The following is a 24,543-nucleotide window of genomic DNA, read 5'->3' on the forward strand; positions in this document are numbered from 1 at the left end:
CGGAGCGTACTTGAAGTACGTGAGCACCGGAAGCGCAGGAAGCCGCCATTTGCAGGCCGGCCTCACCTGAATATCAATGCCCCTTGGGCATAAAAGCGGCAATCCACTCTTTCGGGAAACGCTTTGGGCGGCCGCTTTCGCCGACGATCGCCGCTTCGACTTTCGCCTCGACCAGCACATCGCCGCCGCGTTTCAATTGCTGGCCCATGAAGATGCGGGCGCCGGAAATATCGTCGGTGCGCGTATCGATGGTGAGGATGTCGTCCATGCGCGCCGGCGAGCGGAAGTCGATCTCCATGCGCCGGACCACCCACACGATGCGCTCGCCATGCTTGCCGTCCAGCAGCTCGGTATGATGGACGCCGGTCAGCCTCAGATAGTCGGAGCGGCCGCGTTCGAGGAATTCGAGATAGCGCGCATGATAGACGACGCCGGAGAAATCGGTGTCGGCATAGTACACCCTGGCCATCAGCCGGTGCCCGAAATCCGTCAGCGCTCCGGAAAGCCCGGCGCTGAGCGCCGCCGATTCACCACGATCATCCATCGCGCTTTCCTTTTCTGGCCTGAACAGGCACCTAAAGCCTGCGGGCTTTAGGCATTTTTCTGTGCGTGTCGTTGTCCCAAAAACCGCTGCACACTTTTCGGCGACACGCACTGTTTCTCGCGCGGGAACGGGATCGCACTGTTGGGCACTATGATCAAGACCTTGATGGCGGCGCTGCTTGCGCTCGGCGCGTTGGCATTGCCGGCTGGGGCAGCGACGTTCTCGATGAAACGCGGCCTCAATCTCGACCAGTGGGTGACCTGGCCGGCCGAGGACAAATGGGGCGAGCGTCAGGCGATCCTGCCCTATCCCGAGTGGCGCAAATTCCTCAAGGAGAACGATCTCAAGGCGCTCAAGGATGCCGGTCTCGATTTCCTGCGCATGCCGGTCGATCCCTCGCCCTTTCTTTCGGACCGGACCACGGCCCTTCGCGACGACCTCTATGCCAGCGTCCTCGACTCGGCGCGCATGATCAACCGCGCCGGCCTGAAGGTGATCGTCGACCTGCATCTGATCCCGGCCGGCGGCAACCGCAAGATCGGCATGGGGCAGGTGATGGACGACCCGGCCGCCTTCGATGCCTACGCCGAGGTCGTGCGCAGCATGGCGCGGATGCTGGCCAAGGAAGACCCCAATCAGGTCGCGCTGGAACTGATGAACGAGCCGCTGGTCGATTGCGAGGCGAACGGCACCAGCCTTTGGCCCGAGCGCCAGAAAAAGCTGTTCGCGGCCGCGCGGTCTTCCGCCACCAGGCTGACGCTCGTGCTCACCGGCGGCTGCTATTCGAACGCCGCCTCCCTGGCGAAGGTCGACCCGAAAGCGATCCCGGACGACAACATCATCTGGGCCTTCCACTCCTACGATCCGTTCCTTCTGACGCATCAGGGCGCAAGCTGGGCCGGCGACTTCATCCCCTATGTCACCGGCCTGCCCTATCCGCTGACGGCCGTTCCGAAGGCACAGCTGGACATGGCGCTGGACACGATCCGCGACCGGATCAGGGCCGAGGCGCCCTGGGCGCGACGGAGCGGTCTGCTCGCCTATCTCGACGAGCAGGTGGCGACGATGGACAGCCCCGAAAAGCTGCTTGGCGTGATGGATGCGCCGTTCGCGACGGTCGACGCCTGGGCGAAGGCCAACGGCGTCAAGCCGCAGGATATCACGCTCGGCGAATTCGGCATGATCCGCAAGGAATACGGCAACGGCTTCGTCATGCCGGCAGCATACCGCGCCGCCTATGTGCGCGACATGATCGCCCGCGCCGAGGCGCATGGCTTTTCATGGTCGGTGTGGAGCTATGGCGGCGCCTTCGGCATCGTCGATGCGTTCGACGGCGAGAAGGCGGAACCCGACGTGATGGATATGATCAGGTCGCTTCGGTAAGCAGCGAACCAAGGCCTCACCTGAATGTCGGTACGCCTTAGCCGAGATCGATTTGGAGTATCTCCGGCCGCACGCCGAAGCGCACCGGCAGGATGCTGAAACCGAGCCCGCCGGAAACGATCAGGTTGCGGTCGTTCTCCACGACATGGCCATAGGCGAAGCGGTTGCCATAGTCCGAGGGCACCACCGGTGAATAGCCGAACAGCCGTACCTGCCCGCCATGCGTGTGCCCGGACAAGGTCAACGAAACTCGCCACGGCACTTTCGGAAAAATGTCCGGCTCATGCGCGAGCAGGATGATCGGCTCGCTCCCTTGAATCTTGGCCAAGGTGCCTGGGAGATCGTCGAAGCCCTGGAAGCTGTGGCGTCCCTTGGCCTTGTTCGGCAGCAGCGCGAGCTGATCGGCAAGCCCGGCGATCCAGAAACCATGGCCGTCCTTTGCCAGCCGCACGACATCGTTTTCGAGCACCGGGATTCCGACATGCTCGAGCGCCTTGCGCGACTGGGTCGGGCCGGCTTCCGCGCGCTGCGCAAAGAAATCGGTCCACCAGTCGTGATTGCCAAGGATCGACAGCACGCCGAGCGGCGCCTTCAGCCCGGACAAAGCCTCGGCCCATTCCGCCACGCGCACCGAACCTGTCACGATCTTGGTGCCTGCGGTGTAATCGCCAAGCAGAACGATAAGGTCCGGCTGCAGCGCATTGGCCTCTTCGGCAAGTGCTGCGATCCGTTCCGGCGTCATCCAGGGCCGGCAGGCGTGGATGTCGGCAAGCGCCACGACACGCAGCTTGAGTCCTTCCGGCCAATGCGGCGGCGTCAGCGCATAGCGCTTCACATGGGTCAGCAGCATCGGCTCGATGCCGACCGCATAGGCGCCGAGCGACACCAGGGAAAAGGCCGAGCCGCCGACAAGGCGCAGGAAAGCGCGTCTGGTGATCATGGATCGCCCCAAGCCCTCGGGATTGCATCAGGTAAGCTGGCTTAAAGGCTGCAATTGCGCCCTGAGCTAGGCCAAGGCGCGCAGATTCTGCGCAGATGGGCCATTGCGCCGCCGAAACGGCGAACAAATCTGCGTTACTCTTCCTGGAACAGGCTGATCTGCTGCTGGGCGATATCCTTCGGCGGGTCGAGGCCGAGATGGCGCCAGGCATTGGCGGTCAGGACGCGGCCGCGCGGCGTGCGCTGGATGAAGCCCTGCTGGATGAGATAGGGCTCGATGATGTCCTCGATCGCGTCGCGCGGCTCGGAGAGCCCGGCCGCGATCGTCTCGATGCCGACCGGGCCGCCGCCGAAATTGCGCGCGATCATCGACAGATACCGGCGGTCGAGCGCGTCGAGGCCGAGCGCGTCGACCTCCAGCCTGGTCAGCGCCTCGTCGGCGATCTTCCTGTCGACATGCGCGGCACCGGCGACGCTGGCGAAGTCGCGCACCCGGCGCAGCAGCCGGCCGGCGATGCGCGGCGTGCCGCGCGCGCGCCGCGCGATCTCCACCGCGCCGTCGTCGCCGAGCGGCATCGAGAGAATCCGGGCGCCGCGGCGCACGATCTGCTCCAGCTCCTCGACCGTGTAGAAATTGAGCCGCACCGGAATGCCGAAACGGTCGCGCAACGGATTGGTCAGGAGTCCGAGCCTCGTCGTCGCCGCGACCAGCGTGAATCGGGCAAGGTCGATCTTGACCGAGCGCGCCGCCGGCCCTTCGCCGATGATGAGGTCGAGCTGGAAATCCTCCATCGCCGGATAGAGGATTTCCTCGACCGCAGGGTTGAGGCGATGGATCTCGTCGATGAAGAGGACGTCGCGCTCCTCGAGATTGGTGAGCAGCGCGGCGAGATCGCCGGCCTTGGCGATGACCGGGCCGGAGGTGGAGCGGAAGTTGACGCCGAGCTCGCGCGCCATGATCTGCGCCAGCGTCGTCTTGCCGAGCCCGGGCGGGCCGACGAACAGCACATGGTCGAGCGCCTCGCCGCGGCTCTTGGCCGCGTCGACGAAGACCTTGAGATTGGCGCGCACCGCCGCCTGGCCGACGAACTCGTCGAGCGACTGCGGTCGCAGCGTCTGGTCGGCGTCCTCGCCGCGCTTGTCGGGGGCAATGAGGCGGGGCGAAAGGCTCATGCCGCCTTCCTTGCATAGGACCGGTGGCGGGACAAGCGTTGCCTCACCGCGCCAATTCCTTCAGGCCGAAGCGGATCAGCTTGGACGCATCCGCGCCCTCGCCGGCCGATTTCAGCGCCGCCGCAACCGCGTTCGCGGCGATATCGCGTGAATAGCCGAGATTGACGAGCGCCGATACCGCATCGGTGATCGGCGCGGCCGCGACCCCTTCGCCGAGCTCCTGCTTGAGGCCGATCGTGCCGGTGGCCGCGCCCGCATAGGCGGGCGCCTTGCTGCGCAATTCGGTGACGATGCGCTCAGCCACTTTCTTGCCGACGCCGGGCGCGCGGGAAACCATGGCGATGTCGCGCAGCGCGATCGCGTTGGCAAGATCGGCCGGCGCCAGCGTCGACAGCACCGCCAGCGCCACCTTCGCGCCGACGCCCTGCACATTGTTCATCAGAAGGCGGAACCACTCGCGTTCCAGTCCGGTCTGGAAACCATAAAGCCGGATCATGTCCTCGCGGACATAGGTCTCGATGAACAGCACCACCGCCTCGCCCGTCGATGGCAGCGCGGCAAGCGTGCGCGCCGAGCAATGCGCGACATAGCCGACGCCGTGCACATCGATGACGCAGCTATCCTCGTCGATCTCGTCCAGCGTGCCTTTCAGCTTGCCGATCATGGCTTGGCCTTCATGGATGCGTTTCCGGAGAGATGAGTTCGAGATCGGGGAAATAGCCGCGGTAGCGAGATGGGTCGCGCGTCAACAGACGATGCCCGGCAACGGCTGCATGCGCGCCGATGAAGAAGTCGGGCAAAGTCCGCTCTCTAACACCGCCGGCCCGCCTATAGCGGGAATGTGCCACCCCAGCCAGGAATGCAGCTTCCCAAGGCAAAAACTCGCGATCCATTTCGAGTCTTTCGGCTGCTTTCCTCAGAATCGCTTCGGAAGCGACCAGAGGAGCAAGCTCGGACCAGACGATGCTGTTGATGACCAACGCGCCATCGCGTCGGCAGGAGATAATCGCGGACGAAGACCATCCCGTCAGTGGCCCAGCCGGACCCCAGACGTCAATGAGCACATTTGTGTCAATCAAGGTCGAGATTTTCACGCGGTCCCCTCAACCACTCCATATACTCGTCTGTCGTCATGCCGCCCAAATCCAGCGTTCCCTCCATCTTGTCGAGGACCTTCCTGAATTTGCGGGCAGCTTCCTCCTCCGAAATGTTTTCGTTGACGGCGACAAGCCGGGCACCCTCGTCCGTAGCCACGAACTGGACCTCAGAACCCGGCCCTATACCGAGATGGTCCCTTATTTGTTTGGGGATCGTGACTTGCCCTTTGGTGGTTACACGCATGGTAATACCTCGAAAGTATTACTTACGGTGCAAACGAGAACAAGTCAAGAACAACACTACCCGGCCAGTGCCGCCATGCGGTAGGCGGCGCTCGGACGGTGATGCGCATGGCAGATAGCGATGGCCAGAGCGTCGGCGGCGTCGTCGGTATCGAAGATGGCCTTCGGCATCAGCACCTTGACCATCATGTGGATCTGCTTCTTCTCGCCGTGGCCGACACCGATCACGGCCTTCTTGACGGCATTGGGGGCATATTCGGCAACCACCAGGCCGGCGCGCGCCGGCACCAGCATGGCAATGCCGCGCGCCTGGCCGAGCTTCAGCGTCGCGGTCGCATCCTTGTTGACGAAAGTCTGCTCGACCGCTGCTTCATGCGGCATGGCCTGGTGCAGCACCTCGGCCAAGCCGTCATGCAACTGGCAGAGCCTTATCGCCAGCGACTCCTTTTCGTCGGACCGTACCGTGCCGGACGCGACGAAGCGCAGCGAATTGCCGACGCTGTCGATAATGCCCCAGCCGGTGCGCCTCAGGCCCGGATCGATGCCGATGATGCGAATCGCTTCCCCCATGCGCCAAGTTTAGCCTCAGCGGCAAGCGATGCCAGGGAAATGTGAACAAACCGGAAACGGTTGCGATCCTAAGAGCACCCCGAAAATCAATCGAGCCGACGTTGCGCGTCGGCATGCCCGAATCTCGGACCTAATTCGTCACGCGACGGAGGGTTTTCGACAGCCGCGTGAGAAATGCTGGCCTGGACGATGCGACCAGCTTCCACGCCAGGACCGCATTGCCCATGCGCCGCGGCAGGATTCCGATGCTGAGGAACCAGGCCGCCAGGGCAGCCCGCCGCCGCCAGGATGCGTTCATTTCCAGGCTGGCGGTGGCGCCCGCTCTTGCCAGTTCCAGCCGGGAGTCGGTTTCAACCGGATGCCGGGGCTCGTCGACGCAGAGCGAAGCCAGTCGCTCTTCCAGATGCACTGGATCGTGAAGGCCGGCATCCGGCGGCACGGTCAAGCCGATCTCGGCCGCCCGGTCGGACAAGGCTTCGAGGCGCCGGAAGTCATGCTCTACGCGCCAGCGCGCCCGCTCGGCAAGCTTTTCGGCAAAGACCGAATGGTTGGAGCCATGGATGCGGTAGGCACCAAGGCAGGTGTCGATGGATTTCACCTCGCCGTGCAGCGGCGCGAGTGTCGCCAGATAGCCATCGGCGCCTTGCCGGAAATCGCCTTCAGGCATGGGCATTATCGGTTCCAGCGCCTCGCGGTCGAATGCAAGCCCGCTAGTCACCGTCGTCCGGTACCGCCCCTTGCGCAGCAATTCCGGAATGACGTCGCCCGAATCGAACGGCTGTTCTGGTGGCGGAAAGACATCCTTGATATGCTGGTCCTCATCGACGAGATGCAGCCTGAATTGCGCCTGGGCGACATCCGCGTCCCACTCGTCCAGGACCTCGGAGACGGCGTTCGGATAGAGATAATCGTCGGCGTCGAGGAAAAGGATGATCTCCCCCGTGCTCGCCTCGAACCCGGTATTGAAGGCCGCACCATGCCCGCCATTCCTGCGCCTGAGGCATGGACGGATCTTGTCGCCATAGGATTCGATGACGGCCACCGACGCATCCGTCGAGGCGTCGTCGACGACCACGACCTCGACATTTCGGTGGTCCTGCTCCAACGCGCTGTCGATGGCGCGTCCCAGGAACTGTTCGTAATTGTAGTTGGAGATGATGATCGATACCGGAATGCGGTCCAATGGCGAATGCACGGGATCAAGCCTCGCAATCTGCTTTGTTCACAGTGACGGTGATTTCTTGCAGGACCGGCTCGGGTCGACCCGGCTGCGGCGAACGGCCCCAACTAGGGTCCCGTCGCTTCAAGGCAAGGGTGATCTTCCTCGCGAAGGCCCGCTAGGCGTTCAACTACGATGACGGCTGCCGCAATATCGGCGAGCGGCCAAAGTCGCAGGCGTTCGACTTGCGGCAAAACCACGGCTCGTCAAATCGTGGCTCGATCGAGAATATGCCGGTCCCGGTCCTGCGCGCCGCCGTCGCGGCCTTTGTTGCGAACGCGATGTCAGCCGCGCGCGAACGCCGTGTTCAAAAGGCTGATCTGGTCGGAAACCGGGTTGGCCCGCCGGCTGGGGGCATGCGTGTCGCTGACGACGCCGCCGTAGATTTCCTCGTCCATGCGCCGCACCAGCGACTGCAGGCGCAGCGAACGCGTGACGAGGTCCAGAAAATCCTTGGGCAACTCGTTCCAGCCAAGCGCTTCGTCATGCGCGGACGCGGTGTCGAGCCGCACCTTGGATTTCTCCGAGGCCACCTGGTCGCGCGTCATCTCGCCGGAATTCGCCGCCCGCTGCAAAAGCAGCCAGGAGGCAACCTGCATCAGCCTCGTGGTCAGCCGCATCGATTCGGCCGCATAGAGCGTCGCCGCCGTACGCGACAATTTCTTGGCTTCGAGCCTGCCCTTGCCATCGAGATATTCGGCGGCCTGCTCGACCAGCCCCATGCCTTCCTGGTAGAGCGGCTTGAAGGATTGGGAAAAAACCCGGCGCTCCGCCAATTTGATGGTTTTCGCGCTGCCCTTCGAAGGCTCGTTCATCGATACGCCCCTGCACTGCCGCAAGCCGATTCGGCATCCTTGCCGACGTGGCCGCACCCTTAAATGACTGAGGCTTGAAAATGCGCTTCGATGCCCATGAAGGCAAGCGCATGTTTAACAAACGGTTAACGCCGGCTTCGTTCAAGCCATCCGCAAGCGGATGGCGCCAGCCGGCCGCGAGCGGACAAAAAAAGAGCCGCGGATAAGGCGGCTCTCAGGAGTTTAACAGGGAGGCGTCAAACAAAGTGGCTCCAACCACTCGGTAAGAATCCAGCAAAACTGGATGCGCATAGTAAACGCCCGTAAAGCTTAATGAACCCTTAACGCGGCGGCGATTTTTTAAGCGAATGCGCTTTCCTGTGCCGGAACAGGACAGCGGCCTCACCGCCGGGGATCGTCTGAAACCCGGATTTTCGACGCCGATCGTGGCGGCCGTAACATATTGGCTGCTGCCGCGACATCGGCCCGAAACACGCGCCGCGCAAAAGCCCGCTCCTCTGAAGCGGCGCGCAAATCCGCGCCGCTCGAAATCAGGCAGGATATCCGGGAGCAAACCATGGATTGGTATTCGATCGTCAAATTCCTTCACGTCCTTTCGGCTATTTTGTGGGTCGGCGGCGGCTTCGTGCTGTTCCTGCTCGGCGTGCTGGCCGAGCGCGCCGGCAGCATCGACGACAAGCTGCAGGCAATGCGCGCCAGCGGAGAGCTCGGCGGCAGGTTCTTCGCGCCGATGTCGATGCTGACGCTGGTCTTCGGCCTCGTCATGTGCGGCTTCTGGGTGGGCTTCACCGAGCTGTGGATCGTCATCGGCCTCGTCGGCTATGCCACGACCTTCTCGATCGGCATGCTGGTCTTCAAGCCGACCGGCGAGCGCATAGGCGCGATGATCGCCAAGGACGGCGTAACGCCCGCCGTTCTCTCCATCGGCCAGCGCATGATGAGATGGGCGCGCCTCGACTATGCGGTGATGCTGGTGATCATCGCCGACATGGTGCTGAAGCCCACTCTGCACGACATCGGCATTCTTGCCGGCATGGCGATGGTGGTAGCCCTGGGCGCCGCGCTTGCCTTCGGCGGCAGCCGCCAGATGGTGCCGAGCGCCGCCTGAACCTTCGTGGTGAGGTCGGCCCGAGGCCGCCTCACCACAGGCCAGCCACGCCGTCCCACAGCAGCTTGACGGCGACCACCGCGACGGTGGCGTAGGTGAACGGATAGAAGATCTCCGGCCGCATGCGGCGCACCAGCCAGGCGCCGGCGATGGTCGACAGCGGCGCCAGCGGCATCAGCACCGCCGAGGCCGTAAGGTTTGTGGTGTCGAACTGGCCGAGCGCGAAATACGGGACGAGTTTCAGCGCATTGGTGGCGGCAAAGAAGATCGCCGCGGTTCCCGACAGCACCTTCGGGTCGAGCCGGATCGGCAGCGCATAGACCTGGAAGGGCGGGCCGCCGACATGGGCGACGAAGCTGGTGAAGCCGGCGACCATGCCCCAGAAAGCGGCGGCAACGCGGTTTGGCTCCGCCGCATGATCGGCGCCGTGGCGGAACTGCAGGTAGATCCAGCGCAGCACGAAGACGAGCGCGACGGCGCCGACGATCAGCCGCACCATCTCCTCGGTGACCAGAGCCGCGGTCAGCCAGCCGAGCCCGATGCCGATGACGGCGCCCGGCATCATGTCGACCAGCATCTTGCGGTCGTAGACGCCCCACCAGGTCCACACGGAAACGATGTCCATCAGGCACAGGATCGGCAGCAGGATGGCGGCCGCCTGAACCGGCGGGATGGCCAGCGCCATCAACGGCACACCGACGAAGCCGACGGCGCCGCCGAAGCCGCCTTTCGACAGGCCGACAAGGATCACCGCCGGAATGGCGGCGGCATAGAACCACGGATCGCTGAGCAGGCCTGACATCGGCAAAGGAAGGTTGAGAAGGCGGGGAACCCAGCCATAGCGCAGAACAGCGCCGCCGGGATAGTCATTAATGCGCGCATCCGCTATGCCGGCCCGACCTTGGGCATCCTGACGATTTCAGCTCTGATGATGCCCCATCACACTTAGGGACTGCACACTAGCCTTTCGTATAGTCAGGCCCGATACGTGTCGGCAGGCCGTCGGCGAGTTTCAACCAAGGGAGCTTCTCCTCGAAAGCGACATGCAGCGTCGGCGCAAATTTTTCCGGCTCCGCCATCGCCGCTGCATAAAAGTGCATGACACCGGACATGTTCTTGGAGCGGAAGGAAAGCGGCGAGCCGCAGTGATCGCAAAATGTTCTTTCTACACCGGGAGAAGAGTTGAACACCTTCGGTCGCTTGCCCAGCCATCGCCATTGACCGTCCAGGACGCCAATGTAGGCAGTCATCGGCGCAGAACATTGCCGCCGGCAGCTCTCACAATGACAGACCACGCAGGCCTGTGCCGGACCGTCGACTTCAAAGGCAATAGCGCCGCATAGGCAATGACCACGCATGCGAAACCTCCTTGAGGCAGCAAGGACAGCTTAGTTCAGGGGGCCTGCGGGAGTCGCCAGGAAGCGCCGAACTGGCGCCTGATCCCGACATTCGGCGAAGAATTCGGGACGGTCGTAGATGTTTTGCGCCATGTGCCTGGTCCTGCCCTGTGCGTGCACCCGCTGCAGGTCGACGGCAAGGCCGAGGCCTGGTTGAGGCAGCGGATATTATGCGGTCACGAACAGGCGCATCCTGATCCTGCGCCGCGCCCCATCGGCCAATTTCACCTCGATCGATCTCGAACGCGTTCCCGATGTTCAGTTGACCGGCGAGACCGCGACGAGGGGGACTTTGCGCTTCGGAGCCTCCGCGTCGCCATATCCGTTCTCGCGGATGAACGGATGGTTTCCGGCTTTCGATCCGGTGCCGCAATTTCTCGGTATAGAGCAGCCGCGGCGCGTGTTCGACCTCATCATGAAGACCCGGCGTGACGATGATCGAGCGGACCGGTCCCCGTCCGCTGCATAGCCGACTGTTCAAGCCGCTCCCTTTGCTCTATGCCGCAATGCAACCATCTTCGCCCGGCATAGGCGAAACCGGGATCGAAGGCCAATGAACGATTTAAACCCGCCCAATCGCTGCCGCATCGTGCTGATCGCGCCGCCGCTCGTGCCGGCGGAGCAGATCTGCGCGGCATTCGAGGGTGGCGACATCGCCTCGTTGATCCTCCCCGACAATGGCATGGATGACGCGTCCTTCCAGGCCTTTGCCGAGAGAATCGTGCCGATCGCTCAAGGTGCCGGCGTCGCCGTCATCATCGCCGGTGACAGCCGCATCGCCGGGCGCGTACAGGCCGACGGCATCCATGTCGAAGCAAAGCCCAAGGAGCTCGCCGAGACGATCGAGCGCCTGGCCGGCAAGATGATGGTCGGCGCCGGCGGCGCCAAGACCCGCGACGAGGCACTTGAGCTCGGCGAGGAGCGGCCCGACTACATGTTCTTCGGCCGCTTCGGCTATGACAACAAGCCGGAGCCGCACCATCGCAACCTCGCCCTCGGCGAATGGTGGGCGGAGATGATCTCGATCCCCTGCATCGTCATGGGTGGCTCCGAGCTTGCTTCCGTCGAGACGGTCGCCGCGACCGGCGCCGAGTTCGTGGCGCTGTCCAGCGCCGTCTTTGCCGACGGTCGCGACCCGCGCGCGGCGATCGCCGCCGCCAACGCGCTGCTCGATGAAACCGCGCCGCGTTTCGAGGACTGACATGCGCCTGCGTGGCCTTTGCCTGGTGGTCCTGGCCGGCTTGTTTGCGCAGGCCGCGATGGCGGCCGAGACCGCCCCGCTGCCGCGGCCGGAGACGAGTGCGCCGGACAAGAGCGCGCCCGACGCAGCCAAGCCGGATACAGGCACGCCGGGTCCTGGCACGCCGGATGGGGGCAAACCGAACACAGCCGCGCCGGCCACCGGCGCCCCGGATCCGAGCAGGTTCGGCGGCGGCCCGCATATCGACAAGCCGATCCAGAACACCTTGCCGCAGCCGGCCACCTTGACGCCGCCATCGGCCGACACCATCAATCCCGACCGCTTCGGCGCCAAGCAGCCGGATGCCGCCTACGGCGCCTTCCAGCGCGGCCTTTACAAGACCGCCTACAACCTTGCCATTGAGCGCGCCAAGAACGGCGATCCGGCAGCCGAGACGCTGGTGGCCGAAATCCTGTCGCGCGGACTGGGTGTGCCGCTCAATCCGGCCGAGGCCGCGAAATGGTATGCGCTGGCGGCCGAACAGGGCGTGCCGGAAGCGCAGTTCCAATATGCGCTGATGCTACTGGACGGCCGTTATGTGAAGAAGGATGAAAAGGGCGCCTTTGCACTGATGCAGGCTTCGGCCGAGGCCGGCAACCGGCTTGCGCAGTTCAACTTCGCCCAGTTGCTCGTCCGGCAGGATCCCGGCGATGCCGGCCTTGCCAAGGCCGCCGTCTACTATGAGCGCGCGGCGGCCACCGGCCTTGCCGACGCCCAATATGCGATGGCGCAGCTCTACGCCAACGGCGCCGGCGGCAAGCCGCATGACGACGCCCAGGCACGCGCCCTGCTGGCGCAGGCAGCGAGACAGAACTACGACACCGCGCAGATCGACCTCGCCACCTGGATGATCGAGGGACGTGGCGGCGGGCGCGACCTGAAATCGGGCTTCGCCTGGATGAAGCGGGCGGCGCAAGGCGGCAATGTCGCCGCCCAGAACCGCCTCGCCAAGCTCTATATGGGCGGCATCGGCACCGACCCGGACCTGGTCCTCGCCGGCGCCTGGTACATCGTCGCCCGCCGCGCCGGACTGATCGACCCTCAGATGGACGATTTCCTGCAGGGCCTCGACGACGATCAGACCAAGCAGGCGCTGCAGAAGGCAAATCGCCTGCCTTGACGCGTGGCGCCGCGGACGGCATGTCCGGGCCGCCTTGGGTTCCCTCCCTTGCCACTATGCGCGATTTGTGGTCTTGGAGGCGCCAAAGCGCGACCCGCGCGCGAAAAATCTCACTCGGATCAGTTCATCATGGCCAAGATCAGTGGCAGCGAAATCCGTCCCGGCTATGTCATCGAGCACGATGGCGGCCTGTGGGTGGCGGTCAAGACCAACACCGTCAAACCCGGCAAGGGCGGCGCCTACAACCAGGTCGAGCTGAAGAACCTGATCAACGGCACCAAGCTCAACGAGCGCTTCCGCTCGGCCGAGACCGTCGAGCAGATCCGGCTCGACCTGAAGGATTTCTCGTTCCTCTACGAACAGGGCGACGCGCTGGTCTTCATGGACACCGAAAGCTACGAGCAGCTCGAATTGGCAAAGGACTTCGTCGGCGAGCGCGCCGCCTTCCTGCAGGACGGCATGATGGTGACGGTGCAGCTCTATGAAGAGCGGCCGATCGGCATTTCCCTCCCCGACCAGGTGACGCTGACCGTCACCGAGGCCGACCCGGTGGTGCGGGGCCAGACGGCAGCCTCGTCCTACAAGCCGGCGGTGCTGGAGAACGGCATCCGCGTGCTGGTGCCGCCCTTCATCTCGGCCGGCGAGCGCATCGTCGTCGACACCAACGAAATCACCTATATGCGCCGCGCGGACTGAGCATGATCCCGAACCGAAGGTCAGCGCAGCAAAAAGTTGCCGACTTTTCGGAAAAGATCATGCTTCAAGAAAGATAGCCGGCCGGTAGGAAGACAAAGCCAGGAAGAAAAAATGGCGCGTTCCGCTCTCCTCAACGTCATGGTCCAGGCCGCGATGAAGGCCGGCCGCTCGCTGTCGCGCGACTTCGGCGAGGTGCAGAACCTGCAGGTCTCGATGAAGGGACCTGGCGACTATGTCAGCCAGGCCGACCGCAAGGCCGAAGAGATCGTCTTCGCCGAGCTTTCGAAGGCGCGGCCGGGCTACGCCTTCCTGATGGAAGAGCGCGGCGCCGTCGAAGGCGAGGACGCCCAGCACCGCTGGATCGTCGATCCGCTCGACGGCACCACCAACTTCCTGCACGGCATCCCGCTCTTTTCCGTGTCGATCGCGCTCGAGCGCCAGGGCCAGATCGTCGCCGGCGTCGTCTACAATCCGGCGATGGACGAGCTCTACACGGCCGAGCGCGGCGGCGGCGCCTTCATGAACGACCGTCGCCTGCGCGTTGCCGGGCGCTCCAAGCTGACCGACGCGGTGATCGGCTGCGGCGTGCCGCATCTCGGCCGCAGCCTGCATGGCAATTTCCTGATCGAGCTGCGCAACGTCATGGCTGAAGTCTCCGGCGTTCGCCGCCTGGGCTCCGCCGCGCTCGATCTCGCCTATGTCGCGGCCGGGCGCATGGATGGTTTCTGGGAAACCGGCCTGTCGTCCTGGGACATCGCCGCCGGCATCCTTCTGGTGCGCGAGGCCGGCGGATTCGTTTCGGACATGGACGGCGCACAAGGCATGCTGGACAGCGGCGAGGTCGTCGCCGGCAACGAGATCATCCAACGCGCGCTGCTTAAGACCGTGAAGAAGCCGTTGGCCGCTCGCTGACCAATCCATGTCGCCCGGAAGTGTGCAGCGGTTCTGGGACAACGACACACATCAAAACAAAGACTTGAAGCGCGCCGCCTGAATCCGGCTCAGCGCGACGCGCTTTCAGGCGCCCTTTGCGCGTCGAAAGGACGCGCGGCTTTGGTCGCAAAACCGCAACCGAAGCTTGAAATAATGGTCAGCGAGCGCCCAGATTAGGCGTTGCAGGATCATTCATGAACGACGCGCGGCCGGATACCCAGCTTGAGATCCCCTTTGTGGGGCGCTGGCACTATTCGCGCGCCGAAATGATCGCCGACGGCATCGTTCACGCGGTGGGCATCGTGCTGGCGATCGCGGCCGGCTCGGCTTTCCTGGCCTTGGCCGCCTTCCATTCCGGCCCCGGCGAATATGTCGCCGCGGTGTTCTACGTGGTGTCGCTGCTCACCGTGCTCTCGGTGTCGCTGGCCTATAATCTGTGGCCGGTATCCTGGCCGGCGAAATGGATCCTGCGCCGTTTCGACCATGCCGCGATCTATCTGCTGATCGCCGCCACCTACACACCCTTTCTTGCTCAGCTCGACAACTCGCCCCTGGCGTTGTCCATGATCGTCACCGTGTGGAGCGCGGCGGCGGCGGGCATCGCCATCAAGATGTTCCTGCCCGGCCGCTACGACCGGCTGGCCATCGTCTTTTATCTCGCCATCGGCTGGAGCGGCGTGGTGCTCGCCGGACCGCTGGTCCGGACGCTGCCGACGACCTCGGTGGCGCTGCTCGTCGCCGGCGGCATCGTCTATTCCTTGGGCGTCATCTTCTTCGCCTGGAAGGGACTTCGCTTCCACAACGCCGTCTGGCACGGCTTCGTCGTCACCGGCGCCGGCCTGCATCTGGCCGCCATGGTCGATTGCCTGGTCGTCAACCGCTTCTAGAGCGGCTAATGCATGTCTCCCGAAAGTGGGAACCGGTTTCGGGATAAAGACATGCGTAAAATCAAAGACCTAAAGGGCATGGAGCGAATCTGAAAGATCGCGACGCGCTTTAGGTCCGGCGGCCTTCCGTCCGGAAGTGCACCAAAGCAGGGGCGCGGGCAATATTGCCAAGCGCCATTCAATTTGGTCACAATTCCGTTTAGAGTCGCGGCAATTCTGCGGCGGTGGCATCGGAAACGGGGCACGGATGGCTTTTCTCAGATCCTTCGGCAGGCGATCGGACGTCCTGGTCTACGATCCGCACAAGCTGTCCAGTCCACAGGTCTTCCTGCTCACCATGGTGATCTTCCTGATCATCGTCGCCTTCATCGCCGCCATCCTCACCCGCCAGATCTCGACCGCCTTCTCCAGCAATCCGGGCCTCAACGGCCTGATCATCGGCGTGCTCGCGGTGGGCATCCTGCTCGCCTTTGCCCAGGTCGGCCGGCTTTTCCGGGAAGTGCGCTGGGTCAACTCCTTCCGCGCCGGCTCCGAAACCACCGAGCCGGTGCTCTTGGCGCCGATGAAGGCGATGATCGGCCGCTCGTCGACGATAGCCTTCTCGACCTCGTCGATGCGCACGATGCTCGATTCCATCGCCACCCGCCTCGACGAGAGCCGCGACACCTCGCGCTATCTGGTCGGCCTGCTTGTGTTCCTCGGCCTGCTCGGCACCTTTTGGGGACTGCTCAACACCATAGCCTCGATCCGCGAGACGATCGAGGCGCTGGACCCGGGCACCGGCGACGCTGCCGCCGTGCTCGATGCGCTGAAGCAGGGCCTGTCGGCGCCGCTCGCCGGCATGGGCACCGCGTTTTCGTCCTCGCTGTTCGGCCTTTCCGGCTCGCTCGTGCTCGGCTTCCTCGACCTGCAGGCCGGCCGCGCCCAGACCCGCTTCTACACCGAGCTAGAGAACTGGCTGTCCTCGGTCACCGACCTGTCGTCGGACATCGTCGTGTCCGAGACCTCAAAAGCCGCCGAATCCTCCGAGGACATCCGTCTCCTATCGGAGCGGCTGCGCAGCCTGCAGGAGAATGGCGGCTCCAATCCGCGCGTCGCCACCGCCATGGCCAATCTCGCCGACGGCATCTCCGGGCTGGTGAAGAACATGCGCTCCGAGCAGCAGATCATGCGCGACTGGGTGGAGGCCCAGTCCGACGAGCAGAAGGCCATGCGCAACACGCTGGAAAAGATCGCCGACGCGCTGAAGAAGCAAGGAGTCCACTGACGTGGCGCTGGCAAGACGACGCGCCGACCGCCGCATCGACTACTGGCCGGGCTTTGTCGACGCCTTATCGACACTGCTGCTTGCCATCATGTTCCTGCTCACCGTCTTCGTGCTGGCGCAGTTCCTGCTCAGCCGCGAGATCTCCGGCAAGGACGCGGTGCTGAACCGCCTCAACTCGCAGATCAACGAACTGACCCAGCTGCTCGCGCTGGAACGCACGAACAGCCAGGACAAGGAGGATTCGCTCGCCAACCTGCAGGCGTCGCTGTCGGCCGCGCAAGCCGAGAAGAGCCGCCTCGAACAATTGCTGGCGCAGGGCGCCGGCGCGGGCGACGCGGCCAACAAGCGGGCGGACCAGCTTTCCGGCGAGCTCAGCAACCAGCGCCAGATCAGCCAGCAGGCGCTGAGCCAGGTCGAGATCCTCAACCAGCAGATCGCGGCGCTGCGCAAGCAGATCGCGGCGCTCGAGGACGCGCTCAACGTCTCCGAGCAACGTGACCAGGAGTCCAACACCAAGATCGCCGACCTCGGCCGCCGCCTGAATGTCGCGCTGGCGCAGCGCGTCCAGGAGCTCAACCGCTACCGCTCCGACTTCTTCGGCCGGCTGCGCGAGATCCTCGCCGACCGCGAGAACATCCGTATCGTCGGCGACCGTTTCGTCTTCCAGTCGGAAGTGCTGTTCCCGACCGGCTCCGACGTGATCAACGACGCCGGCAAGGTCGAGATGAAGAAGCTCGCCGACGCCATCATCGAATTGCAGAAGGAAATCCCGCCCGAGATCAACTGGGTGCTGCGCGTCGACGGCCACACCGACAACAAACCGCTGTCCGGCACCGGCCGCTATCGCGACAACTGGGAACTGTCGACCGCGCGCGCCACCTCGGTGGTGAAATTCCTGATCGAGAACGGCGTGCCGGCCAACCGGCTGGTGGCCGCCGGCTTCGGCGAGTTCCAGCCGCTCGATCCGGCCGACACCGACGAGGCGCGCAGCAAGAACCGCCGCATTGAACTGAAGCTCACCGAACGGTGATTAAAGCATGTCTCCCGAAAGTGAACCGGTTTCGGGACAAAGACGTGCGTAGAATCAAAGTCCTAAAGCGCAGGGAGCGAATCTGAAAGAGCGCGACGCGCTTTAGGATCACGGCAGGTCACGGGAAGTTGTTCGTCGGCTGAATACTTAGAATGCCAAGTCCCGGCAGCAAGGCCTGAAAACATTATCTTTTTTTAATTACCCATCGCAAATCGAAGCACCTAATTTGCTGCGCAGGGCCGGGAACCGCCGGCGATGCCTCCCATCGCGACGCGACGGAACTGGACGGCCCCTGAACGTCGGAAGGTTAGCGGCGCGACCGCTTCCTTCCTTGGCAGGAGGATGCGCCGCCATGCGCGCTTCAACATCTCTCAAGACTGTAACCCTGGCTGCCGCACTGATTGCGGCCCCCCTCGCCGGCGCCTATGCGGCCGGACATCACAGGGGCGGTGCTCTCGACACGCCCGATCCGACCGACATGACCGGACCGCGTGTGACCGGCCTGATCGATCAGGTGCAGGGCGTGGATCAGGGCATCACCGACGCCCGGCAGGCAAACAACATTTCGGCTGCCGAAGCGCAGCAGCTGCATATGCGCGCCGCGCGCATCAGCCAGGCCGCGGAGCGTGTCGCCGCTTCCGATCACGGCAGGATCCCGTCCGCGCAATACCATGAGCTGCTGCGGCGCCTCGACAATGTCGACCAGAGGCTGATGAACGACACCGGCAGCGGCTTCATGATGGGGGACGGCTCCGACGGCGGCAATTATCCGAACGGCTGACGTCTTCGAAGGAAACGGAAGGGACCAACTGGCGCCCGCGGGACCTGGCCCCGAGGGCGTCCTTTTTGTCTCAAGGGCCAAGCCAAAGCGCGACGATGGCGAGCGCTGCCGGCACCGTCTGGATGAAGAGGATCTTGCGGGCCACGGTCGCGGCGCCGTAGAGGCCGGCTATCGCGACGCAGAGCAGGAAGAACATTTCGATCTGGAATCCGCCGGCGCCGAGATAGAGACCCCAGAGCAGCCCGGCGGCGAGGAAGCCGTTATAGAGCCCCTGATTGGCGGCAAGCACTTTCGAGGCGCTGGCGAATTCCGGCGTCAGGCCGAACGCCTTGCGGCCGCGCGGCGTGTCCCAAAGCACCATCTCCAGATAGACGATATAGCAATGGATCAGCGCCACCAGCCCGACCAGGATATTGCCGATCATCGTCCCCTCCGGCAGTTCGTTTCAGGCATTGATCACGCAGTCGCCTCACAAGGCAAGACGGCCCGATCACTCGACGGCTGATCCATTGTCGGCTGGTCAGGGTTGCCAAGCTCGACGCCTTGGTATCTTTTCGCGCCAGCCAAATTGAAGCTCGGAATCCATCATGTCCTTCCAGAAACTCGACGACCTCGGCCACAAGCTCGAAGCGCTCGAGCACGCTTTGGCCATCCTCGGCGCCGACGAGGCGACGCATATGGCGGTCGGCGGCGGCGAAAAGCGCGCCGAGGCGATGTCCTCGCTTGCCGGCATGCTGCATCGCCAGGCAACCGCGCCGGAGATCGGCGACTGGATCGCCGCCGCCGAAGCCGAGCCGCTCGGCGAGGAGCAGCAGGCCGCGGTCAGGGAATTGCGTCGCCAGTATACCAACCTCACCTGCCTGCCGGCCGAGTTCGTCGAGCGCCAGACGGTGGCCCGCATGCGCTCCGAGCAGCTCTGGCGCGACCTGCGCGCCAAGAACGACTGGGCGGGCTTCCTGCCGGCGCTGGAAGGTGTCGTGGCGCTGGTGCGCGAGGAAGCCGCCATGCGTGCCGATGCGCTCGGCCTCGCTCCCTATGACGCGCTGATGGAGCAGTATGATCCCGGTAACCGCGCCGCCGATATCACGCCGGTGTTTACCGAGCTGAAGGCTTTCCTCAGGGACTTCCTGCCGAATGCGCTGGCCGTGCAGGATGCGCGGCTGGCAAAACACCCGTTGAAGCCGCTGTCGGGCAGCTATGCCGTCGAGAAGCAGCGCGAGCTCGGCCTTGCCATGATGGCGGCCGTCGGCTTCGACCTCACCCATGGCTCGCTGTCGGTGTCGCACCATCCCTTCTGCGGCGGCGTGCCGACCGACGTGCGCATCACCACCCGCTACAAGACCTCCGACTTTTTGTCGGCGCTAATGGGCGTGCTGCACGAGACCGGCCACGCGCTCTACGAGCAGAACCTGCCGAAAGCCTGGTCGCATTGGCCGCTCGGCAAGGCGCGCGGCATGGCCGTGCATGAGAGCCAGAGCCTGTTCGTCGAAAAGCAGATCGGCCGCAACCCCGCCTTCTGGCACTGGGCCCTGCCGGTAATCGAAAAACATCTCGGCGAAGCCTGGTCGCTCGCCGACATCCTGCCGCATGTCCATCATGTGGAGCGCGGCCTGATCCGCGTCGACGCCGACGAGGTCACCTATCCGCTGCATATCATCCTGCGTTACGAGCTCGAGCAGGAGCTCGTCGCCGGCCGGCTGGAGGTCGCCGACCTGCCCGAGGCATGGGACGCCAAGATGCGCGACTATCTCGGGCTCACCACCATCGACAACCCGGCCGACGGGCCGATGCAGGACGTGCACTGGCCGGGCGCCGCCTTCGGCTATTTCCCTTCCTACACGCTGGGCGCAATGATGGCGGCGCAGCAATGGGCGGCACTGACCAGGGAACATCCGTCCGCCGACGACGATCTTGCCAAAGGCGATTTCAGCGCCGTCAACGAGTGGCGCCGCGCAAAGATCTGGTCGCAGGGCTCGCGCTGGTCGACGCCGGACCTGCTTGAGCGCGCCACCGGCGAGAAGCTCAACGCTGTTTACTTCACGGAGCACCTGCGCAAGCGCTACGGCAACTGATGCAAGGCGGTTCGAAACCAGCCGGGTGCGGCGTGGCTACTCTGCGGCGCCCTTGAAGGCGTCGGCACCCGTCTCGAACTGCAGCTTGGCGAGCCGCGCATAGGTGCCGCCTTTCGCGACAAGGCTCTGATGCGTGCCTTCCTCGACGATGCGCCCGCCTTCCATGACGAGGATCCGGTCGGCCTTGAGCACCGTCGCCAGCCGGTGGGCAATCACGATGGTGGTGCGGCCGCGCATCAGCCGCTCGAGCGCCCTTTGCACCAGCGTTTCGCTCTCGGCGTCGAGCGCCGAGGTCGCTTCGTCGAGAAGAAGGATCGGCGCGTCGCGCAGGACGGCGCGGGCGATCGCGATGCGCTGGCGCTGTCCGCCCGACAGCGTCACGCCGCGCTCGCCCACCTGGCTGTCATAGCCCTTGTCGAGCCTTGCGATGAATTCGTCGGCAAGGGCCGCCTTGGCCGCGGCCTCGATCTCGGCGTTGCTGGCGCCCTGCCGGCCGAAGCCGATATTGTCGGCAGCGCTCGCCGCGAAGATGGTGACGTCCTGCGGCACGATCGCGATGCGCTGGCGGATGGCGGCCGGATCGGCCTCGCGCAGATCGACGCCGTCGATGACGACGCGGCCGCTCTCGGGATCGTAGAAGCGCAGGATCAGCGAGAAGACGGTGCTTTTGCCGGCGCCCGAAGGCCCGACGATCGCCACCGTCTCGCCGGGCTTCACCTGAAAGCTCAGGCCATGCACGGCGGCGCGGTCCGGCCGCGCCGGATAGGAAAAGGAGACGTCGTCGAAGCTGATCGTGCCCTTGGCCATGGCCGGCAACGGAACGGGGTTGGCCGGCCGCCGGATCGTCGGTGTCTCGGCCAGGATCTCGGTCAGCCGCTCGGCGGCGCCGGCCGCCTGCGACAGCTCGCTCCAGACCTCCGACAGCGCGCCGAGCGCGCCGGCGGCGAAGACCGAATAGAGCAGGAACTGGCTGAGCGTACCCGGCGACAGCGTGCCGGCAAGCACGTCGCGCGAGCCGAACCACAGCACCGCCACCACCGAGGAGAAGATCATGAAGATGGCGAAGAAGGTGAGGAACGATCGCGCGAACACCGAGGCCCGCGCCGCCTCGAAGGCAGCGTCGACGGCGTCCGCAAAACGTCCGGTGACCAGTTTCTCGTTGGTGAAGGCCTGCAGCGTGCGCACCGCGCCGATCTGCTCGCTGGCATAGGCGGTGGCGTCGGCAAGCGTATCCTGTGCTTGCCGGGACTTCCGCCGTACGGAACGGCCGAAAGCGACCAACGGCAGCACGATTACCGGGATCGCCACGAGCACGAGGCCGGAGAGTTTCGGACTGGTGACGACCATCATCGCCACCGCGCCGAGGCCGAGGATGAGGTTGCGCAGCGCGACCGAGGCGGTTGCGCCGACCGCCGACTTCACCTGCGTGGTGTCGGCGGCAAGCCGCGACACGATCTCACCCGAATGCGCGCGATCGAAAAAGGCGGGCGACAGTGTCGTGACATGCGAAAAGACGTCGCGGCGGATGTCGGCGACGACCCGCTCGCCGAGCGTGATGACGAAATAATAGCGGCTGGCCGAGGCGGCCGCGAGCAGTGCCGCCATTGCCACGAGCGCCGCGAAATATTCGGCGATGAAGGTGGAGCCCGAGGCCTGGAAACCGTGGTCGATCATGCGCCGCACGGCCATCGGCAAGGCAAGCGTCGTCACCGCCGCTACGATCAGCGAAATGATGGCGCCAACCGCCAGTTTCCGGTAGCGGGTGATGTAGGGAAAAAGGCTGCGGAGCGGCCGGACCGAGCGTCTGCGCTCGCCTGCACTGGCACCAATTTCCGCCATGAGCGTTTCCTCTGGCCGTTTGGCTGGACCGCGCTTCAATATGCGCCCGCCGCGGCCTTGTGATTCAATCCCGGCTGATGTATAGGCTCGCCGACCGTTTTAGAAGCCGTGGCCTTTCATTAGCTGCGGCTTCGAGTTTTAAAAAGGGGCGCATCGACGCAGGCCATAGGCCCGTCACCAGCGCCGGCAAGCCAGGAAATAAGACAATGAAGGCCGATATCCATCCCGACTACCACACCATCAAGGTCGTCATGACCGACGGCACCGAGTATCTGACCCGTTCGACCTGGGGCAAGGAAGGCGACACGATGAACCTCGACATCGACCCGACCACGCACCCGGCCTGGACCGGCGGCCAGCAGACCCTGCTCGACCGCGGCGGCCGCCTGTCGAAGTTCAAGAAGCGTTTCGAAGGTTTCGGCCTCTAAGCCGGATACATCGGCAGATTTGAAAAACCCGCCTCGAGGCGGGTTTTTTCTTGGCTGCGCCTGCCCCTACTCCCCCTTGTGGGGAGGTCGGACCGAAGGTCTGGGTGGGGACTGGCGCTGCCCTCCCCGCTGCTGCGCAGCGACCCTCCCCTCGAGGGGAGGGTCCGGCGCCTCTATGCGCCCACCAGCTCCCTCAGCGCCATGCGCTTGTAAGCCGTGACCAGCCTGTCGCCCTCGTCGCGATCGACCGAGATCGCCAGCCGCACGGCCGCCTCGCCCATCTGCCAGACCAGGAATGCCGTCGTCTCCAGCTCGACCGGATCGGCATCCGGCCTGAGCCGCTTCAGCACCGCGACCAAAAATTCGGCATTGGCGCGGCTGTCAGCCAATTCCAGTTCGCGCAGCGCTTTATCCGCCTGCGTGCCCGACCAGATGTCGCGCATCACCGGCTCGGCCAGGAACAGCCGGTAATAGATATCGACCAGCTCCGAAAATGCCCGCTTCAGGCCTTCGGCATCGCTGACATCCTTCAGCGCCGCCGAAATGCAGGCCTGGCTTTCGGCCGTGTAACGCTCGGCCAGCGCCCAGACGATTGCCCGCTTGTCCGGAAAGAACTGGTAGAGCGAGCCGATCGAAACACCTGCCCTTTCCGCCACCTCGCCCATTCGCATCGCATCGCTGCCCTGCTCGGCAATCAAGGCCGAGGCGGCGGCAAGCATGCGCTCGACCCGCTCGCGGCTGCGCTGCTGGCTCGGCGACCGGCGCGGCGAAGCGATGGCCGCCTGATCCGGCTTGGCGGTGGCTTTCCCATCCATGGCGCTCTCCAGGCGATTTCCGAAACCGGGCTTGACTTGCAAAATACGAGGGTTTATCACGTTTTGCAAACGCGAGGATTTATCACATTTAGCGGCAAACCGGCACCTGGAGCACCAAGATGATGAAACTTCTTCCCACTCTCACCTTCCTCGCCGCGATCGGCTCCGGCGTCGTCGGCGGCGTGTTTTTCGCCTTTTCCAACTTCGTCATGGCAGCGCTTGCCCGGCTACCCGTCCCGAGCGGCATCGCGGCGATGAATTCGATCAACATCACGGTGATCACGCCGACCTTCATGACGGCGCTGTTCGGCACCGGCCTCATCTGCCTGGTGTTGATTGCCGCCGTCTTCTTCGGCTGGAGCCAGTCCGGCTCGTACTGGCTGCTCGCCGGCGCCGTGATCTATTTCGTCGGCAATCCGGTCGTGACCACGGTCTTCAACGTGCCGCTCAACGACGCGCTGGCCGCCGTCGATCCGCAGAGCGCCAACGGCGCCGCCGTGTGGGCGAACCATCTCAGCCAATGGGTGATGTGGAACCACGTCCGCACCATCACTGCCATCGTGGCGATGGCCTGCTTCATCATGGCGCTGATTTGAAAAGCCTTTGGCTCAACGCGAAAAGACCCGGCTTCAAGCCGGGTCTTTCGTCGTGTGTCCTTTGCGGTCGGCGTGCCCCAGATCCCGCTCCGGATCGATGACGTCGCGGACCAGCTGCTTCAGCTTTGCCGCGTCCGGAAAGCCGCCGTCGCGCTTGCGCTCCCAGATGAGCTGATCGTTGCAGGTAATGGTGAAGATGCCGCCGGTCCCCGGCACCAGCGTCACCTCGCCGAGATCGGTGCCGAAGGTCGAGAGCAGTTCCTGCGCCATCCAGCCGGCTCTGAGCAGCCACTGGCATTGCGTGCAATAGGTGATGCGGATGACGGGCAGCGGCTTCTCGCTCATAGCGAA

Annotated in this window: 28 protein-coding genes; 13 read left to right on the plus strand and 15 right to left on the minus strand. The window is 64.4% G+C overall.

Annotation, left to right across the window (positions count from 1 at the left end):
- Window positions 1-73 precede the first annotated feature (73 nt).
- The gene (ybgC, locus tag ACVMIM_RS01615) at window positions 74-544 is read right to left on the minus strand and encodes a tol-pal system-associated acyl-CoA thioesterase (RefSeq protein ID WP_476109992.1); all 471 of its coding nucleotides are present in this window, start codon (window positions 542-544) and stop codon (window positions 74-76) included.
- A gap of 132 nt (window positions 545-676) precedes the next feature.
- Between ybgC and ACVMIM_RS01620 the strand changes: the two genes are divergently transcribed.
- On the plus strand, window positions 677-1,927 hold the full coding sequence (locus tag ACVMIM_RS01620) for a glycoside hydrolase family 5 protein (protein WP_476117063.1): 1,251 nt from the start codon (window positions 677-679) through the stop codon (window positions 1,925-1,927).
- Between the two features lie 37 nt (window positions 1,928-1,964).
- Here ACVMIM_RS01620 and ACVMIM_RS01625 read toward each other — a convergent pair whose 3' ends face one another.
- From ACVMIM_RS01625 to rcdA, 8 genes are all read right to left on the minus strand, one after another.
- Entirely contained in the window at window positions 1,965-2,867 is a 903-nt protein-coding gene (locus ACVMIM_RS01625) for a metallophosphoesterase (RefSeq protein ID WP_476109994.1), read from the minus strand.
- A gap of 134 nt (window positions 2,868-3,001) precedes the next feature.
- Window positions 3,002-4,039 carry a Holliday junction branch migration DNA helicase RuvB gene (ruvB, locus tag ACVMIM_RS01630; RefSeq protein ID WP_040991683.1) on the minus strand — a complete coding sequence of 346 codons (1,038 nt, stop codon included), beginning with the start codon at window positions 4,037-4,039 and terminating at the stop codon, window positions 3,002-3,004.
- A gap of 43 nt (window positions 4,040-4,082) precedes the next feature.
- The gene (ruvA, locus tag ACVMIM_RS01635; RefSeq protein WP_476109996.1) at window positions 4,083-4,703 is read right to left on the minus strand and encodes a Holliday junction branch migration protein RuvA; all 621 of its coding nucleotides are present in this window, start codon (window positions 4,701-4,703) and stop codon (window positions 4,083-4,085) included.
- 10 nt (window positions 4,704-4,713) lie between these two features.
- On the minus strand, window positions 4,714-5,133 hold the full coding sequence (locus tag ACVMIM_RS01640; RefSeq protein WP_476109998.1) for a type II toxin-antitoxin system VapC family toxin: 420 nt from the start codon (window positions 5,131-5,133) through the stop codon (window positions 4,714-4,716).
- The gene (locus ACVMIM_RS01645; protein ID WP_476110000.1) at window positions 5,111-5,380 is read right to left on the minus strand and encodes an AbrB/MazE/SpoVT family DNA-binding domain-containing protein; all 270 of its coding nucleotides are present in this window, start codon (window positions 5,378-5,380) and stop codon (window positions 5,111-5,113) included. The genes ACVMIM_RS01640 and ACVMIM_RS01645 overlap by 23 nt, the downstream gene beginning before the upstream one ends.
- Window positions 5,381-5,436: 56 nt before the next feature.
- A complete protein-coding gene (ruvC, locus tag ACVMIM_RS01650; RefSeq protein WP_041004689.1) occupies window positions 5,437-5,949 on the minus strand; it encodes a crossover junction endodeoxyribonuclease RuvC in 513 nt (170 codons plus the stop codon).
- A gap of 130 nt (window positions 5,950-6,079) precedes the next feature.
- Window positions 6,080-7,144 (minus strand): glycosyltransferase family 2 protein, encoded by a 1,065-nt coding sequence (locus ACVMIM_RS01655; protein ID WP_476110002.1) that lies wholly within the window; start codon window positions 7,142-7,144, stop codon window positions 6,080-6,082.
- 308 nt (window positions 7,145-7,452) lie between these two features.
- Entirely contained in the window at window positions 7,453-7,983 is a 531-nt protein-coding gene (rcdA, locus tag ACVMIM_RS01660; RefSeq protein WP_041004685.1) for a protease adaptor protein RcdA, read from the minus strand.
- A 556-nt stretch (window positions 7,984-8,539) separates the two neighbouring features.
- Between rcdA and ACVMIM_RS01665 the strand changes: the two genes are divergently transcribed.
- On the plus strand, window positions 8,540-9,091 hold the full coding sequence (locus tag ACVMIM_RS01665; protein ID WP_476110004.1) for a DUF2269 family protein: 552 nt from the start codon (window positions 8,540-8,542) through the stop codon (window positions 9,089-9,091).
- A gap of 31 nt (window positions 9,092-9,122) precedes the next feature.
- Here ACVMIM_RS01665 and ACVMIM_RS01670 read toward each other — a convergent pair whose 3' ends face one another.
- Together ACVMIM_RS01670 and ACVMIM_RS01675 are read right to left on the minus strand one after the other, a co-directional pair.
- A complete protein-coding gene (locus ACVMIM_RS01670; RefSeq protein WP_041004681.1) occupies window positions 9,123-9,893 on the minus strand; it encodes a sulfite exporter TauE/SafE family protein in 771 nt (256 codons plus the stop codon).
- A 157-nt stretch (window positions 9,894-10,050) separates the two neighbouring features.
- Window positions 10,051-10,449, minus strand: coding sequence for a GFA family protein (locus tag ACVMIM_RS01675; protein ID WP_476110005.1), 399 nt, complete (start codon window positions 10,447-10,449; stop codon window positions 10,051-10,053).
- A 592-nt stretch (window positions 10,450-11,041) separates the two neighbouring features.
- On the opposite strand from ACVMIM_RS01675, the gene ACVMIM_RS01680 reads away from it, so the two are divergent.
- From ACVMIM_RS01680 to ACVMIM_RS01715, 8 genes are all read left to right on the plus strand, one after another.
- Entirely contained in the window at window positions 11,042-11,689 is a 648-nt protein-coding gene (locus ACVMIM_RS01680; RefSeq protein ID WP_476110007.1) for a thiamine phosphate synthase, read from the plus strand.
- 1 nt (window position 11,690) lies between these two features.
- On the plus strand, window positions 11,691-12,848 hold the full coding sequence (locus tag ACVMIM_RS01685; protein WP_476110008.1) for a tetratricopeptide repeat protein: 1,158 nt from the start codon (window positions 11,691-11,693) through the stop codon (window positions 12,846-12,848).
- A 129-nt stretch (window positions 12,849-12,977) separates the two neighbouring features.
- Window positions 12,978-13,544: an elongation factor P gene (efp, locus tag ACVMIM_RS01690; protein WP_112129705.1), complete on the plus strand. Its 567-nt coding sequence runs from the start codon at window positions 12,978-12,980 to the stop codon at window positions 13,542-13,544.
- Window positions 13,545-13,655: 111 nt separating this feature from the next.
- Window positions 13,656-14,456, plus strand: a complete 801-nt coding sequence (locus ACVMIM_RS01695) for an inositol monophosphatase family protein (RefSeq protein ID WP_041004670.1) — start codon at window positions 13,656-13,658, stop codon at window positions 14,454-14,456.
- 215 nt (window positions 14,457-14,671) lie between these two features.
- A complete protein-coding gene (gene trhA / locus ACVMIM_RS01700) occupies window positions 14,672-15,364 on the plus strand; it encodes a PAQR family membrane homeostasis protein TrhA (protein ID WP_041004667.1) in 693 nt (230 codons plus the stop codon).
- A gap of 247 nt (window positions 15,365-15,611) precedes the next feature.
- Window positions 15,612-16,631 (plus strand): MotA/TolQ/ExbB proton channel family protein, encoded by a 1,020-nt coding sequence (locus ACVMIM_RS01705; RefSeq protein ID WP_476110011.1) that lies wholly within the window; start codon window positions 15,612-15,614, stop codon window positions 16,629-16,631.
- 1 nt (window position 16,632) lies between these two features.
- The gene (locus ACVMIM_RS01710; RefSeq protein WP_041004663.1) at window positions 16,633-17,661 is read left to right on the plus strand and encodes a peptidoglycan -binding protein; all 1,029 of its coding nucleotides are present in this window, start codon (window positions 16,633-16,635) and stop codon (window positions 17,659-17,661) included.
- Between the two features lie 352 nt (window positions 17,662-18,013).
- The gene (locus ACVMIM_RS01715) at window positions 18,014-18,442 is read left to right on the plus strand and encodes a hypothetical protein (protein WP_476110013.1); all 429 of its coding nucleotides are present in this window, start codon (window positions 18,014-18,016) and stop codon (window positions 18,440-18,442) included.
- Window positions 18,443-18,512: 70 nt separating this feature from the next.
- On the opposite strand, the gene ACVMIM_RS01720 is transcribed toward ACVMIM_RS01715, so the two are convergent.
- On the minus strand, window positions 18,513-18,866 hold the full coding sequence (locus ACVMIM_RS01720) for a DUF1304 domain-containing protein (RefSeq protein ID WP_476110014.1): 354 nt from the start codon (window positions 18,864-18,866) through the stop codon (window positions 18,513-18,515).
- A gap of 163 nt (window positions 18,867-19,029) precedes the next feature.
- Here ACVMIM_RS01720 and ACVMIM_RS01725 point away from each other — a divergent pair, with 163 nt between their 5' ends.
- Entirely contained in the window at window positions 19,030-20,514 is a 1,485-nt protein-coding gene (locus tag ACVMIM_RS01725; RefSeq protein WP_476110016.1) for a carboxypeptidase M32, read from the plus strand.
- Window positions 20,515-20,550: 36 nt separating this feature from the next.
- Here ACVMIM_RS01725 and ACVMIM_RS01730 read toward each other — a convergent pair whose 3' ends face one another.
- Window positions 20,551-22,353 carry an ABC transporter transmembrane domain-containing protein gene (locus ACVMIM_RS01730; RefSeq protein ID WP_476110017.1) on the minus strand — a complete coding sequence of 601 codons (1,803 nt, stop codon included), beginning with the start codon at window positions 22,351-22,353 and terminating at the stop codon, window positions 20,551-20,553.
- 206 nt (window positions 22,354-22,559) lie between these two features.
- On the opposite strand from ACVMIM_RS01730, the gene rpmE reads away from it, so the two are divergent.
- On the plus strand, window positions 22,560-22,781 hold the full coding sequence (gene rpmE, locus ACVMIM_RS01735) for a 50S ribosomal protein L31 (RefSeq protein WP_040974396.1): 222 nt from the start codon (window positions 22,560-22,562) through the stop codon (window positions 22,779-22,781).
- A gap of 173 nt (window positions 22,782-22,954) precedes the next feature.
- Here rpmE and ACVMIM_RS01740 read toward each other — a convergent pair whose 3' ends face one another.
- A complete protein-coding gene (locus ACVMIM_RS01740) occupies window positions 22,955-23,596 on the minus strand; it encodes a TetR/AcrR family transcriptional regulator (protein WP_476110021.1) in 642 nt (213 codons plus the stop codon).
- Between the two features lie 119 nt (window positions 23,597-23,715).
- On the opposite strand from ACVMIM_RS01740, the gene ACVMIM_RS01745 reads away from it, so the two are divergent.
- The gene (locus ACVMIM_RS01745; RefSeq protein WP_476110022.1) at window positions 23,716-24,192 is read left to right on the plus strand and encodes an anthrone oxygenase family protein; all 477 of its coding nucleotides are present in this window, start codon (window positions 23,716-23,718) and stop codon (window positions 24,190-24,192) included.
- A 33-nt stretch (window positions 24,193-24,225) separates the two neighbouring features.
- On the opposite strand, the gene ACVMIM_RS01750 is transcribed toward ACVMIM_RS01745, so the two are convergent.
- On the minus strand, window positions 24,226-24,537 hold the full coding sequence (locus tag ACVMIM_RS01750; protein ID WP_476110024.1) for an Rdx family protein: 312 nt from the start codon (window positions 24,535-24,537) through the stop codon (window positions 24,226-24,228).
- Window positions 24,538-24,543 lie beyond the last annotated feature (6 nt).

The sequence above is a fragment of the Mesorhizobium sp. USDA 4413 genome, assembly GCF_056280365.1.